The sequence below is a fragment of the Dactylosporangium sp. NPDC049525 genome (genome assembly GCF_040676755.1).
Classification (GTDB): Bacteria; Actinomycetota; Actinomycetes; order Mycobacteriales; family Micromonosporaceae; genus Dactylosporangium.
In genome coordinates this window covers 38520-52653 of record NZ_JBFAPO010000062.1, presented here as the reverse complement: position 1 = coordinate 52653, position 14134 = coordinate 38520, and the positions used below count along the sequence as shown (strand labels likewise).

7 protein-coding genes are annotated in these 14134 nt (G+C 72.5%); 5 read left to right on the top strand and 2 right to left on the bottom strand.

All coding sequences use genetic code 11. The features are described 5' to 3' along the window. A complete protein-coding gene (locus AB0K00_RS48040) occupies positions 1-2643 on the bottom strand; it encodes an ATP-binding protein (RefSeq protein WP_363536639.1) in 2643 nt (880 codons plus the stop codon). A 327-nt stretch (positions 2644-2970) separates the two neighbouring features. Here AB0K00_RS48040 and AB0K00_RS48035 point away from each other — a divergent pair, with 327 nt between their 5' ends. The 5 genes from AB0K00_RS48035 to AB0K00_RS48015 all read left to right on the top strand — a co-directional run bounded on the left by AB0K00_RS48035 (position 2971) and on the right by AB0K00_RS48015 (position 10690). Beyond that, a complete protein-coding gene (locus tag AB0K00_RS48035) occupies positions 2971-3858 on the top strand; it encodes an arginase family protein (protein WP_363536636.1) in 888 nt (295 codons plus the stop codon). 99 nt (positions 3859-3957) lie between these two features. Then, on the top strand, positions 3958-4581 hold the full coding sequence (locus tag AB0K00_RS48030; RefSeq protein ID WP_363536633.1) for a hypothetical protein: 624 nt from the start codon (positions 3958-3960) through the stop codon (positions 4579-4581). A 338-nt stretch (positions 4582-4919) separates the two neighbouring features. Beyond that, positions 4920-7778 (top strand): FxSxx-COOH system tetratricopeptide repeat protein, encoded by a 2859-nt coding sequence (gene fxsT / locus AB0K00_RS48025; RefSeq protein WP_363536630.1) that lies wholly within the window; start codon positions 4920-4922, stop codon positions 7776-7778. Positions 7779-8162: 384 nt separating this feature from the next. Further along, positions 8163-9365, top strand: coding sequence for an FxsB family cyclophane-forming radical SAM/SPASM peptide maturase (locus tag AB0K00_RS48020; RefSeq protein ID WP_363536627.1), 1203 nt, complete (start codon positions 8163-8165; stop codon positions 9363-9365). After that, positions 9362-10690: an HEXXH motif domain-containing protein gene (locus tag AB0K00_RS48015; RefSeq protein ID WP_363536624.1), complete on the top strand. Its 1329-nt coding sequence runs from the start codon at positions 9362-9364 to the stop codon at positions 10688-10690. The genes AB0K00_RS48020 and AB0K00_RS48015 overlap by 4 nt, the downstream gene beginning before the upstream one ends. A 62-nt stretch (positions 10691-10752) precedes the next feature. On the opposite strand, the gene fxsT (AB0K00_RS48010) is transcribed toward AB0K00_RS48015, so the two are convergent. Then, positions 10753-13962 (bottom strand): FxSxx-COOH system tetratricopeptide repeat protein, encoded by a 3210-nt coding sequence (gene fxsT, locus AB0K00_RS48010; RefSeq protein WP_363536621.1) that lies wholly within the window; start codon positions 13960-13962, stop codon positions 10753-10755. Between the last annotated feature and the right edge of the window lie 172 nt (positions 13963-14134).

Here is a 14134-nt window from a genome sequence, read left to right as displayed (position 1 = left end):
TCAGTGTGGCTGCGCGTCCGCGGTGGAGTAGGTGCCGTCCAGGGCACGGGCCACGGTCCGCAGGAGCTGGTGGGCGCTGACCGGCTTGGTGAGCAGGGTCGCGCCGGCCGGGATGGTGCTGCGGGTGGCGAGGACCGTTTCGGTGTACCCGGACAGGTAGACCACGGGCAGGCCGGGATGCGCCGCGCGCAGGGTGGCGGCGAGGCCGGGGCCGTGCATGTCGGGCAGGATCACGTCGGTGAGCAGCAGGTCGACGCCGGGATGGGTGGCGGCGAGCCGCCGGGCGTCGGTGACGGACGCGGCCGACAGGACCGTGTAGCCGTCGCGGTGCAGGATGCGTTCGGTGATCGCGCGAAGGCTGTCGTCGTCCTCGACGAGCAGGATCGTCTCCCCGTCGCCGGAGCGGTGGAGCTCCTCGGGTGCCGTGTCTGGCTCGGTGCCGTGGTCGGTGGCCGGGAGCAGCGCGGTGATGGTGGTGCCGTGGCCGGGTTCGGAGTAGATCTGGGTGTGGCCGCCGGCCTGGGTGATGATGCCGTAGATGGTGGCCAGTCCCAGGCCGGTGCCGTGGCCCTTGGGTTTCGTGGTGAAGAACGGTTCGAAGGCCCGTTCCATGGTGGCCTTGCTCATGCCGGTGCCGGTGTCACTGACCCGCAGCCGCATGTACCGGCCGGTCCGCGCGCCAGGGTGCTGGGCGGCGTAGTGCTCGTCGACGGTGACCGGCGCGGTCTCGATGGTGAGGGTGCCGCCGCCGGGCATCGCGTCGCGGGCGTTGACCGCGAGGTTGACCAGGACCTGTTCGAGCCGGCCGGGGTCGGCCCGGATCGGCCACGGCGCCGCGGTGAGGTGGGTGACCACGGTGACGTCCTCGCCGACGGCCCGCCGCAACAGCGTGTCGAGGTCGGTGACGATGCCGTTCAGGTCCAGGGTGCGCGCCTCCGGCGCGGGGTCGGCGCGGGAGAAGGACAGCAGCTGCCGGGTGAGCGCGGTCGCCCGGTCGCCGGCCGCGACGATCTCGGTGAGGTCGGCGTGCAGGGTCCGCCAGGCGGGGTCCGCGGCGGCGGCCGCCTCGAGGTCGGCGGCGGCGATGCCCGCGTAGCCGTTGATGATGCCGATGAGGTTGTTGAAGTCGTGGGCGACGCCGGCGGCGAGCTGGCCGAGGCTCTCGAGGCGGTCGGACTGCCGCAGCCGCCGTTGCAGGTGCTCGCGTTCGGTCACGTCGGTGACGACGGCGCAGCGGACCTTCCGCCCGGCGAACGACGTCAGGTAGGAGGTGACACTCACCTCGGTGATCGTGCCGTCGTCCTTGAGGTGGCGTTGCGGCCGGTCGCGTTCGACCGGCGCGGCCGCCACGAAACCGGAGGTCACCGCCGCCGCGTCCTCGGACGGGCAGAGGCCGGTGAACGGCATCGTGAGCAACGCGTCGCGCGGCCGGCCGTAATACGCCACGGCGGCGTCGTTGACGGCGACGATGTCGAGGGTACCGGGGTCGAACAGCACCACCGGGAACGGGCTGGCGTCGAACATCTGGCGGTAGTTGCGTTCGTGCTCCCGGGCGGACTCCTCGGCGCGCCGGCGTTCCTGCAGCTCCCGGTCGACGGTGGCGAGCAGCGCGGTGAACTCCTCGCCGAGCTCGGCGACCTCCCGCGGGCCGGTGACCGCGACGGTCGCGTCCAGGTTGCCCGACGTGGTGGCGCTGCGCACGGCGGCGCGCAGGTTGCCGATCGGCCCGGTGACCCGCCGCTGCACCACCAGCGTGGCCATCAGCCCGGCGAGCAGGCCCAGCGCCACGACCAGCGCCTGGTGCAGCGCCAGCCGGTCGGCGGCCGCCAGCGCCGTCGACCGGCTGGCGCCCGCGAACACCTGCCAGCCGACGCCTTCGACGGCCGCCCTCCCGTAGAGGCGGGGCAGCCCGGCCACGTCCACGCCCGTACCGTCGCCGCCGGGTCCGCTGAAGCGGCTGTCGCGCACCCGGGTGCCGGCCCACCGCAGGCCGTCGGGCGAGCGCGTCAGCACGGTCGCGCGGTCCTCAGTGGTGATCATGAACTCGAGGTGGCGGGACCCGCCGAACAGCTTGCCCGCCGCCGCGCCCAGCGCCACCAGGTCGACGAAGGCCACCACCAGACCCAGTCCGGGGATCGCCGCGGTGAACAGGGCCGCGGGACGCCCGGTGCGGCCGTCCTGCACCGGCGCCACGGTGTACGGCGTGCGAGCCGCGTCCGGCAGCCAGGCGGCCTCCGCGTAGGCGTCGGCCTCCCGGCGGTCCAGCGGCGGCCTCGACGAGCACACGACGGTCCCGTCCTGGCGCAGGACGTCCACGTGCCCGTCATCGGCACCGCCGAGGGAGAACGTCAACCGGCAGGAGCCCGGGTCCGTGAACACCTGCCCCACGCCCGGGTTGGCGGCGAGCGACTCCACGGTGCCGCGCACGATGGTGAGGCTCTCCTCGAGCTGCCGCGCCGCCAGCGCGGCCCCCACCGAGGCGTCCTGCCGGGCCATGGAGACGGCGTCGTGCCGGGCCTGCAGCCAGCCGGAGCAGATGCCGGCCCCGGCCGCGGCCACGAACAGCGCCAGCAGGCCGACCAGATACGCCCGTAGCGGCCATCGCCGCCGGCGGTCACCTGGCGCCCGGGTCCGCGTGCTCATGTGGCCGCTACCTTCCCGGCATCGCTGCCCGGCATTGCTGCCGACCACCCGCCGCACATCGGCCCGCCGGCGCGTGATCTCCCTCGACGGTACGCCGGCGGCCGGCCTGCCATAGCCACTCCGCGGATCCGCGCCCGCCCGCCGGCCCGGGCCCGTTGCGGCCAACGCGTAGGCCGGCAGGCCCGTCCCGCCGGCTCCCTCACGGTGCGCGGCCGCCCTGTCGAGCCGCTGTCGCACCGGCCCGCGCTCCACGGCGCCGGCTTCCGTCGCGCACGCACCCGGGACCGCTACCGTCGACGGTGACAGCCGACGATCGGAGGCACCGGGATGCACCGTCCGGCGTTCGCGGTGATCGCCGCCCCGTCGGCACTGGGGTTGCAGACCGACGGGGTGGCCGGGCTGCCCGACGCGCTGCTCGCCGCCGGGCTCGGGACGGTGCTCGGCGCGCGCTCCGCCGGCCGGGTCGAGCCGTCACCGCGCAGCGCGGGCGTGGACCCGGTCACCGGCGTCCGCAACGCCGCCGGTGTCGCCGGCTACGCGCGCCGGCTCGCCACGGCCGTCGGGGCGGTCCTCGACCGCGGCGAGTTCCCGGTCGTGCTCGGCGGCGACTGCTCGATCCTGCTCGGCAGCCTGCTGGCGCTGCGGCCGCGCGGGCGGCACGGGCTGCTGTTCCTGGACGGGCACGCCGACTTCTACCAGCCGGACACCGACCCCGAGGCCGAGGCGGCGTCGATGGAGCTGGCGTTCGCGACGGGTCGCGGTCCGGCGCTGCTCGCCGACCTCGACGGCGGCGGGCCGCTGGTCCGGGACGGGGACGTCGCCGCGTTCGGCCTGCGCGACGCGGCGGAGCAGGCCGCCGCCGGCTGTGCGCCGCTGCCGGCCGGGCTGCGGTCGTGGGACCTCGACCGGGTACGGCGCACCGGCGTGGAACGGGCGGCCGCCGAGGCGGTGGCCCACGTCGCCCGCCCCGACCTCGACGGGTTCTGGGTGCACGTCGACGCCGACGTGGTCGACGACGCGCTCATGCCCGCCGTCGACTACCGGCTGGCCGGCGGGTTGAGCTGGGACGAGCTGGGCGCCGTGCTGGCCACCGCGATGCGCAGCGGCCGGGCGGTCGGCTTCGAGATCACGATCTACAATCCGGACCTGGACCCCGACGGCAGCGCCGGCCACGCCCTCGCCGCCACCCTCGGCCGCGCACTGAACGCCGCCTGACCCGCGGCGGGCGGGGCACTGCGGCGGGCGGGGCACCGCGGCCGGTCGTGAAGCTGACAGCGGGGAACGCCGGCGGCCGGGTCGTGCGTCGGAGGTGGCATGTCTCGCAGCATTCTCACGACCGCCGCGGCGGGCCCGATGACCGTCGTGGTGGCCATGGCCGCCCTCGCCGTTGGCGGCTGCCGCGGCGCGGAGGTCCAGCCGCACCGGAGCCCGGATCCCGTCACGAGCCCGGACCCGGTCACGTCACCGACGGTGGCGCCGGCCGGCGGGCCCGTGCCGTTCCGCATCCAGCTCGGCGCGGGCCAGCGGCTCCTGCCGCGCGAGTCCGGACCGGGCGGTTGCCCCGGCTTCGACACGGTGGTCGACCTCGGCTCGGGCCGCACGATCCGGCTCGTCGCATACGCCACCACCTGCCCCGCCGGGGACGGACAGCGCATCAACGGCCGCCACGGCGTCTACCGCACGGCCGCGGACATTCCCGCCGACCTCCGTGCCGGCGCCGTCACCGTGCCCACGCCGCTCGGCGACGCGACCGCCTTCACCCAGTCCTATTCGGAGTACACGAACTCCGCGAACCACTACACCGAACCGGTCGCCGTCATCGCGCTCGCGCATCCGGCAGATCCGGCGTACCAGACGCTCACCGTCCTCTCCGAGAAGGGCACGCTGCCGCTGGACCAGCTCACCGCGGTCCTGCGGGAGCAGCTGCTCTCCCCCTGAATGGCCGCCGCGGGATGTCCGATTGGGTTACGTCACGAGGCTGAATTGCGCGGCGGTCAGGCGAAAGGATTACCGACCCGAAACGACATGTCTTGACGGTGCCAATTCGCCCCTTTCCTGTCCAGCGTTTGCGCCGATAGGGCGGCTATTGACGGAGCCGGATGATCCACAATGCCGGGCGGGCGGTAACCTCGGGGTGCCGGCACGTTCTCCATCTGAATTTGCCAAGTGCTGTACGAATTTGGCTCGGCACGGGCATTGTGAACGCCGAGCGTCCCGTGAAATCCTTGCCATTGACAAAACTTGACGAGGCGACCCGAGGTCCGGAGCGTACTGACGTGGCTATCGCATTGCCGGGTCTAGACAAGGTCCCCGAAGGTCCACTGCGCGGCTTCGTCACCGCGATCCACGCACTCTATGACGCGGCCGGCCAGCCGGCCGCACGGGTGATCGCGAAGGCCACGATCGATCTGCCCCCGGGTGAATTCCAGTCCGTGTCGCACGAAACGGTGAGTGCGACATTGCGGGCCGGCACGGTGCCCGCCTGGGAGAAGGTCAGATCGATGCTGCACGTGATGGCGATGATGGCGCCGTTCGAATACGACCTCACGGCGCTGGAGCAGCAGACGATCGAGCTGTGGCGGGGGGCCCGGCACGAGATCCAGGACGCGCCGGTGGCCGTCATCCCGGCCCAGCCCCAGCCGGCGCCGGCGTTGCCGCCGCCCACCTTGACCCTGGACGACGTCACCCCGCTCATCGGGGTGCGCCCACCGGCCGCACCGGGGTTCGTCGGCCGCGGTGCGCTGCTGGAGGCGATGCGCGCGGCGCTCGCGGCCGGCGCCGACGTGCGGCTGGTGCTGCACGGCCCGGTCGGCGCGGGCAAGACCCAGGCCGTCCTGCAGCACCTCGAGCGGCACGCCGACGACGAGCGTCCCGTGTGGTGGGTGCCGTCGGCCACCGCCGAGGCCGCGCAGGCGTCGCTGATCGAGCTGGCGGTCGTCCTCGGGGTCGAGCCACACCACCGCGTGGAGCGGACCGTGCGGCTGCTGCTGGACCGGCTGGAGGCGCAGGGGTTTCCGTACCTGATGGTCTTCGACGGCCTCGACGGCCCGGACCTGCTGCGGCTCGTGCCCAACGGCGGGCACGTCATCATCACCACGTGCGACCCGGTCCTCGGCAGCGACGTGTCGAGCGTCGGGATCGAGGTGCCCGACCTCGACCTCGACGAGGCGGAGGAGCTGTTACGCCAGCATGAGCCGGACGCGACCGCCGAGCGGATCCGGGGCGTCATCGACACGTACGGGCAGGCCCCGCTGGCGCTGCGGCAGGCGCTGGCCTGGTGGCGGGCGACCAGGACGCCGCTGGACGTGGCCGACGGCGTGAACCCGGCCGACCGGCTGACCACCGTTGCGGCGGAAGGATATGGGCGCAGCGCGTCACGGGCGCTGCTGTTCGTCCTGGACCGGCTCGAGGCCGCGAGCACCCCGGCGCTGCGCCTGCTGGAGACGCTGGCCTGCCTCGCCCCTGTGCCGGTCTCCAAGGAGCTGCTCGGGCGGGGCGTGAACGCCCAGGTGGAACCCGACCTCGCCGAGGCGCTGCGCGGCGAGGTCGCCCTGAGCAAGGCGATCGCCGAGCTCTGCCGGCACGGTCTGGCCCGGCTCACGAGCGATGGCCGGCGGGTCGAGGTGATGCCGCTGGCGAGGCTCGTCGCGCGGCGCGCGCTGACCACGGAGGAGGTCGCCCGGGCCCGCGGCCACGCGCACGCGCTGCTGGCCGCCGCCGATCCCGGCTGGCCCGACGAGAAGACCGAATCGGCGGAGCTGTACTGGGAGATCGCGGCGCACGTGGAGGCGACCGCGCTGGTGGTGGCCCGCAACAGCGGCGCCCGCGAGGTCGTGTACCACCAGATCCGCTTCCGCTACCTCCTCGGTGACCACGCCGAGGCGTGCCGGCTCGGCGAGTGGGCGTACCTCACCTGGCGGGTCGACAACGACCCCGCGCAGGACGATCATCTGGTGCTGCGGACCTCGCAGGAATGGGCGAACGCCCTGCGCGCGGTGGGCCGGTATGAGAAAGCGGGTGAGCTCACCCGAGGTGCGATGAGCCAGCTCCGGGTAGATCCGCTCTACGGCGAGGAGCACCGCTACACCCTCGCCATGGCCGCCAGCCGGGCCGCCGACCTGCGGATCTCCGGTGACTACCAGCGGGCGCGCGAGTTCGACGAGGAGACCCTCGAACGCTGCCAGACCAGCTTCGGTGCCGATCACCCCCGCACCACGATGAGCCGGCACAACCTCGCGATCAGCCTCCGGCTCACGGGTGACTTCACCGCGGCGGAGAAGCTGGACCGCAGCGCACTGGAACAGCACCGGCGCACCTTCCGCGACGGCAACTGGCGGACCCTGCTGTCGGTGAACGCGCTCGCCGAGGACCTCAACGGGCAGGGCCGCTACCAGGACGTCCTCGACGAGGTCGAGCCCATGGTGGCCGGGGTACAGACGCGCCCCCAGACCCGCATGGACCGGGGGCTGGTGCTCGCCCGGCGGGCGTTCGCGCTGGCCCGGCGCGGGACCGGCGGGCTGGTCGAGGCGCTGGACATGCTGAAGTTCTCCCGCACCGAATGCGCGGAGCTCTTCGGCGAGCGGCACGAATACACCCTCGCCGTGCAGATGAGCCACGCGAACACGCTGCACCTGCTCGGCCGGGTCGACGAGGCCACGCACGAGGCGACACTGGTGCACGCCAGCTACCGCGAGGTGTTCGGTGCCCGCAATCCCCTCACCGTGGCGGCCGAGATCAACCTTGCCAACGTGCTGCGGGCCCGCGGCGAGCACAAGCAGGCGATGCGCATCGACGGTGCCAGCATCGAGTCGCTGCTGGACAAGGTGGGACGCGATCACCCGTTCTCGGTGGCGGCGGCGGTGAACCTGGCCTCCGACTACGCCCGGATCGGGCACCCGGAGCGCCTCGCGGCGTCCCGGCGGGCCGTCGTGCTTGCGAAACGGGTGCATCACCGCGCAGACCACCCGGACCGCGTCGCCGCCGAGGCTAATCTGGCAATCGACAGTGCCGCGGCGGGCATCCGTCAACAGGTCGTGCCGCGGATTGCCGACGTGTACGGACCGGGTCATCCGATCTCGGTGGCAGTGACACGGGGCGACAGGATCGACTGCGTGCTGGAGCCACCGCTGCCGTAAGGCGCTGGCAGTCCTTGGCAAGTGTTGTCAAATGTTCGCCACCCAATGACGTCATGATCAACCGACTCGTAGAGCGTTTGCGTCGGGCCTCAAAGAATGAGGTCCGTCCGGCCGCTTTTCAGGCGTTGTTCTCGGGGGGTAGACAGGCATGCCGGAGACATCTCACTTCAGCCGTGGAGGACGACCGGTGGGTGGCGCTTCTGGATCGATCACGAGCGACGGGCCGCACGACGCCGGCCTCGTCGACGTTACGACCGTCCCACTGATCACAATGATTGGAGCACAACCCGACTCGCCGGTCGTCCGGTCCATCCGGCGACTGCAGGCAAGTCTTGAGGATCCGAACGGGGTGCTGTCCGCGTTCAGTTCGTTCATCGACAAGTCATGACCTCGGCCGCCTGGCCGAACGACGATCTCGACGTGGCCGCTCAGCTCGCCGAGGGCTGGCGGCCAACGCCGTTCCAGGAGGTGATCGTCAAGGTCCACCAGCGGTGCAACCTCGCGTGTTCCTACTGCTACGTGTACACCCACGCCGACCAGACGTGGCGGGACCGGCCGGCCGTCATGCCGGCCGAGGTGTTCACCGCGATGACGCAGCGCCTGGGCCGGCACGTGCGCACCCACGGGCTGCGCCGCGTCCGGGTCATCCTGCACGGCGGCGAGCCGATGCTGCTCGGCGCCGCGAAGCTCGGCCGGCTCGCCGAAGAGCTGCGGGCCGCGCTGCCGGACTCCTGTGAGCTGCGCATCGGCATGCAGACCAACGGCGTCCTGCTCGGCGAGGCGGCGCTGCGCGAACTGCGGCGGCATGACATCACCGTCGCCGTGAGCGTCGACGGCATCGCCGAGGACCACGACCGTTACCGCGTCACCCACGCCGGCAAAGGCACCTACGGCGCGGTCAGCCGGGCGTTGGAGCTGCTCGCCCGCCCCGAGCACCGGGGCGGCTTCGGCGGCGTGCTCTGCACCGTCGCACCCGACACCGATCCCGTCGCGTGCTATCAGCGCCTGCGTGCGTTCGACCCGCCGGCGATCGACTTTCTCCTGCCGCACGCCAACTGGGGCGCGCCACCGGACCGGCCGGTCGGGTCCGCCGGCTTCGGCGCGTGGCTGGTCGGCGCGTTCGACGCCTGGTATGACGACCCGGACCCGGTGCCGGTCCGGCTCTTCGAGAGCGTGATCGATCTCACGCTCGGCGGTGCGTCCCGTTCCGAGCAGGTCGGGCTCAGCCCGGCGGCCCTCCTCGTGGTCGAGTCCGACGGCGCGATCGAGCAGATCGACGCGCTGAAGTCGGCCTACCCGGGCGCGTGCGCCACCGGCCTGCACGTGCAACACGACGAGTTCGATGCCGCGCTGGGCCATCCCGGCGTCGTGGCGCGGCAGATCGGCCTGGCCGCGCTCGGCGAGCAGTGCATCGCCTGCCCCGTGCACCGCATCTGCGGCGGCGGGCACTACGCGCACCGGTACCGGCCGGGTGCCGGCTTCCGCAACCCGTCCGTGTACTGCGCGGACCTTCTCCTGTTCATCGAGCACGTGCGCGGGCGGGTCCTCGCCGACGCCCGGGCCCTCGCCGGAGCGGTTTCAGGATGAGCACGAACGACTACCACCAGCTGCCCGCGGAGCTGCTCAGCGACCTGGCGGAGAGCACCGGCGGCCCGGCCGCGTCCCGGGCACTGGCCGAGGCCCAGTTGAGCAAGCACCTGCTGCGGATCGCGCACCTGCTGCGGCAGTGGCCTGGCCCCACCGGCGAACGTGACCGCCTGGTCGAGGCGATCGAGGCGGCGCGGAGCGCGGCGCCGGACGCCGCGGGGCGGGTGCTGGGCGCACCGCTGGTCGGCGCCTGGGTCGCGATCGCGTGCCGGGCCGCGGGACAGGGGCTCGCCGAGCCGGCGGACGTCAGGCACCTCGGTGCGGTCGCCGCGGTCGCCTGCGCGGCGGCCGGCGTCGACGTCGAGGTCGAGGCACCGGTCCGCGACGGCACCGTCGCGCTGCCGGGGCTGGGCCTGCTCACGGTCGGCGACGCCGAAACCGCCCGGGTGCGCACCGCCGGCGGCACCATCACCGTCGACGCCGGCCACGGGCCACGCACGGTGCCGACCTCCGCCCTCCAGCCGGACGGCGACCTGACGGCGGGCCAGGCCGGGGACGGTCCAGGCTGGCAGCCCGTCCGCTTCCTGCGGGCCACGGCCGGCGGGATCGGCATCAAGCTGGCGCTCGACGACGTCGACCCCTACCGGCACGGCTACCACGCGCCACCGGCGCCACGGCTGTCGGAGGCCGAGTTCGCGGTGTGGCAGGAGTTGTTCGGCCAGGCCTGGCGGCTGCTCGCCGAGCGCATCCCGGGCCGGGCCGCCGAGATCGCCGCCGGGCTGCGCGCGCTCGTGCCGTTGCGGGCGGACGACAACTCGTCCCGCAGCGCCACCATCCGGCACGTGTTCGGCGTGTTCGGGCTGACCCGGCCGACCACCGCCGCGGACTTCGCGGTCACGCTCGTGCACGAGTATCAGCATTCGAAGCTCAGCGCGTTGCTGGACGTGACCCCGCTGAGCGACCCCGACGACGAGCGGCGGTACTTCGCGCCGTGGCGGACCGATCCCAGGCCCCTGGGCGGGCTGCTGCAGGGCGTCTACGCGTTCGTTGGTGTCGCGGACACCTGGCGGGCCCTGCGCGGCGTCGACGGCGTCACCGACGCGGCCGAGCAGGAGTTCGCGGATGCCCGGCTACAGGTCGACCGGAGCCTGCTGTCGGTGGAGTCCTCCGACGCGCTGACCCCGGCCGGCAAGGTGTTCGTCGGGCACCTGCGGCAGTTCGCCGACGCGCTGCTCACCGTCCCGGTCGACGAGACCGTGGCGCAGCGCGCCGAGCAGCGCCAGCGGGAGCTCCACCAGCGCTGGCTCGCCGCGAACAGCACCTGACCTGACCTGAACTGATCTGACCCGCCCGCGGGCCTCGGCCCGCGGGCTTCAGGTCGGCGGGCTCAGGTCGGCGGCGCCTCGATGTCACCCTCGAGGCGGTCGCCGCGCTCCGCGGTCATGACCTCGGGATGGCTGTCGCCGAGGGCGCGGCGCAGGCCGGCGAGCGAGTCCAGCAGCAGCGTCTGCGCCTCGTCGGTAGCCCCGGTCGCCCGCAGGTCGTGTGCGAGGTTGATCGCCCGGGCCAGCAGGTAGGGGTGCTCGGCGTTGTTGCGCACCTCGTGCGGCCCGCCGGACACGGACCGGCTGCGCTGCAGCATCTCCGCCGACAGTGCCCGGGCCTCCTCGTGCTCTTCGCGCACGGAATGGTCGGTGGCCAGCGACGTGCCGGCACACAGCGTGTAGGGATGCTCGCCCCCGAGCACGTCGGTGAGCCGCTCGTAGGCCAGGGCGTCCAGCGTCATGGCGGTGGCATAGTCCCCCGCCGCCCGCCGCGCCACGGCCTCGTTGACGAGCGCGACCAGCGTGAGCGGGTGGTCGTCGCCGAAATACTCCTTGTAGCGGCGCACCGCCTCGGTGATGTGCTCCAGCGCGCCGTCCGTGTCGCCGAGCTGCCGCAGCGCGTTGCCGTAGCTGCACAGCACGGCAACGGTGTACTCGTGGTTGGCCCCGAACCGCTGCAGCGTCTGCTCCAGGTTTTCGCTCAGCACGCCGGCCGCCTGCCGCAGCTGCCCGTCCTTGCGGAGCATGATGCCGTAGGTCCGCCCCGACCCCAGCACCAGACGGTGCCCCGTGCTGCGCTGATCCAGCAGCGATCCGCGCCAGCCGTCCAGCACCGCGAGCCCGGCCTTGTAGGCCCCCAGCCCGTAGTAGTCGCGAGCGATGTTCATGTACGCCTCGAGCGCGCCGAAGCTGGTGGCCAGCTGCTCGGACCGCTCCCAGTAGTTCACCGTCGCCTGGTCCAGGTTCGCCGCCTCGGCGAAGTCGCCGACCATCCGGTAGGCGACCGCCAGGTTTGACTGGGCCCGCAGGACATACGGCTCGGCGCGCAGGAACTCCCCGCGATCGAGCGCCGCCTGATGCCGGTCGAGCGACTCGACGGCGAAGGCCAGCGATGCCGCATACGCGCCACGGATACGCAGGGCCTGACCCATCTGGTTGCCCAGGACAATGGTCGACTTCGCGTTCTCGCCGAGATACTGCTTCATCCGGTCATACGTGTCGTTGGTCAGCTCGTCGGCCGGATCGCTCTGGCCCAGCGCCCGCATGGCGTTGGCGGTGTGGGCGCGGGCCTGCAGGGTGAGCTCGCCGTTGTAGCCGAGCTTCGGGTGCTCGTCGCTGGTCTCCCACTGCCGGACGGCGTCCTCGGCGATACGGCGGCTGTTCTCGTAGTCGCCCATGTTGTACAGGTAGCGGACATGGTCGACGACCGCGGACCGCGCCTCGATCCGCACGGCACGGATCATGTCCGCCGACTCCAGGTGCGGCCCGATCTCGCGCTGCCGGTCCAGGTCGGCGCGCCCGTCCTTCTCATCCGGGTCACCCGGATTCGCCTGGGCCAGCAGGTTCTGCGCGCTGCGCAGGATCTCGTCGGCGCGCTGGTCGTCCAGCGCGTCGCGGAGCACCCCCTGGACGAGACGGTGGACCTGCAGGCGCTGTGCGTTGTCGACCTTGACCAGGCCGTACTGGTTGAGGTCTCGCACCGCGAGGTTGATCTTGATGGGATCGCCCAGCAGCGCACGCAGCGGCTGCACCACGTCGGCGTCCCGCCCGTACCGCAGCAATGACACGGGCACCGGTTCGCCGCCGAGGAACGCGAAGAGCTCCAGCAGCTGTGCCGTGGCCGGGGCGTCGCTGCGCAACTTCTCGATCGCCAGGGTGACGAACGCGACGACCGAGGCGGGGTAGCCGGCCGGCTTGCCCTCCGACAGCAGCTCCTTCTGGTGCTGCTCTAGCAGGTCGATGTACTGACTGACCGGCATCTTCGTGAGCAGGTGCCAGGCGGCCGCCTGCTCCAGCGCCAGCGGCAGGTCACCGAGCCGCTCGGCGAGCCGGTCCGCGTCGACGGTGCTGATGCTGTTGGCGGTGCGCTGGCGGAGCAGGTCGATGCTCTCGTGCCGCTCGAAGACGTCCACCTCGATCGAGAGCCCGACGGCCGCCCACTCCCGGTTACGGGTGGTCACCACGACATCCCCGCCGGTGGAGGGCACATACTCGTCGATCGAGTCGAGGTCGTTGGCGTTGTCGTAGACCAGCAGCCACTTGAGCGCCCCGGCGGCGAGGGCGTCGAGCACCAGGCGGGCGGTCTGCTGCGCATTGTCACCGGGCCGGATGCCCAGCGGGCCCGCGAGCTGCTCCAGCGACGCGAGCACGCCGGACGCCGCGTCGGCGGGCACCCACCACACCAGGTCGTAGTCCTCCAGGTGCCGGTAGACATACTCCAGCACGAGCTGGGTCTTGCCGACACCACCCATGCCGTGCACCGCGTGCGGGAGCACGGCCGCCTTGGAGCCCGAGGCGAGGGTCCGGGCGAGCCGTTCGAGCAGCGCCGCCCGGCCGGTGAAGTTCTGGTTCTGCAACGGCAGGCTGCCGCGGATCGGCCTGGCGCCACCGGGACGCCGGCGCGGGCCGGAGGACTCGTCGTCCCGGTCGCCGAGCCTGAGCGCGTCGTGCTCCACCTCCGTCACGCCGAGACCGCCGGCGACGTTGGCCGCCCAGCGCCGCAGCGCACTGCCCGTGTTGCTGTCCAGCAGCCGGGCGAGACGCGTGACGAACGCGAGCAGGGGCGGCACGCCACCGCCGGGCACTGGCTGGCGTTCCATCACCATGACCACGGCCGGCCAGTCCTGCCAGATGCGGAAGTCCTGCAGCTCGGGCACCGCCGACAGCTCGCCCAGCGCCCCGAACACCGGTGATGTGCCGGCCACGCCGAGAATCCGGCACAGGTCCTGCCGGTCGGGCCCCGACAACAGCAGGTCACCTCTGATATCGCCGGCCAGCTTCGCCGCCCGCAGCGCCGGCGGCAGCGGATGATGCCCCGCAACGACCCGGGTGAAAGTGACCACCCCGCCGCTGAGCAGATCCAGAGAATGGATCAGCGACAATAGATCGTCGCGCGCGTCGGGCGTGCGACGGCTGGTGAACTTTCGGCGCAGCACAGCCGCCGTCTCTTCGACCAGGATGTCGCGCACATTGGCGTCCGACAAGGCGTTGACCTGCAACAACACATCGACCAGAGCGGCCAGCGGCTCTTCCGCCGTCGCGGTATCCGACACGGGTACTCATTTCCCACGCGATCCGAACGTCAGGCTCGAATAGTAACGGATTTCTCGGCCCGCACGACCCGTCCGTTCGGTGGGTCCACTCCTTTGGCATAGATCAAATTGCGCGACATGTGCGAACCGGCGTCGCGGAGTTCGTGGGAAACTCAGTCTGCTGTGCATGACA

Excerpts from the sequence above, each read along its gene's own strand:
- AB0K00_RS48040 (WP_363536639.1), bottom strand. The coding sequence starts at position 2,643 with ATGAGCACGCGGACCCGGGCGCCAGGTGACCGCCGGCGGCGATGGCCG.
- AB0K00_RS48030 (WP_363536633.1), top strand. The coding sequence starts at position 3,958 with ATGTCTCGCAGCATTCTCACGACCGCCGCGGCGGGCCCGATGACCGTC.
- AB0K00_RS48035 (WP_363536636.1), top strand. The coding sequence starts at position 2,971 with ATGCACCGTCCGGCGTTCGCGGTGATCGCCGCCCCGTCGGCACTGGGG.
- AB0K00_RS48020 (WP_363536627.1), top strand. The coding sequence starts at position 8,163 with ATGACCTCGGCCGCCTGGCCGAACGACGATCTCGACGTGGCCGCTCAG.
- AB0K00_RS48015 (WP_363536624.1), top strand. The coding sequence starts at position 9,362 with ATGAGCACGAACGACTACCACCAGCTGCCCGCGGAGCTGCTCAGCGAC.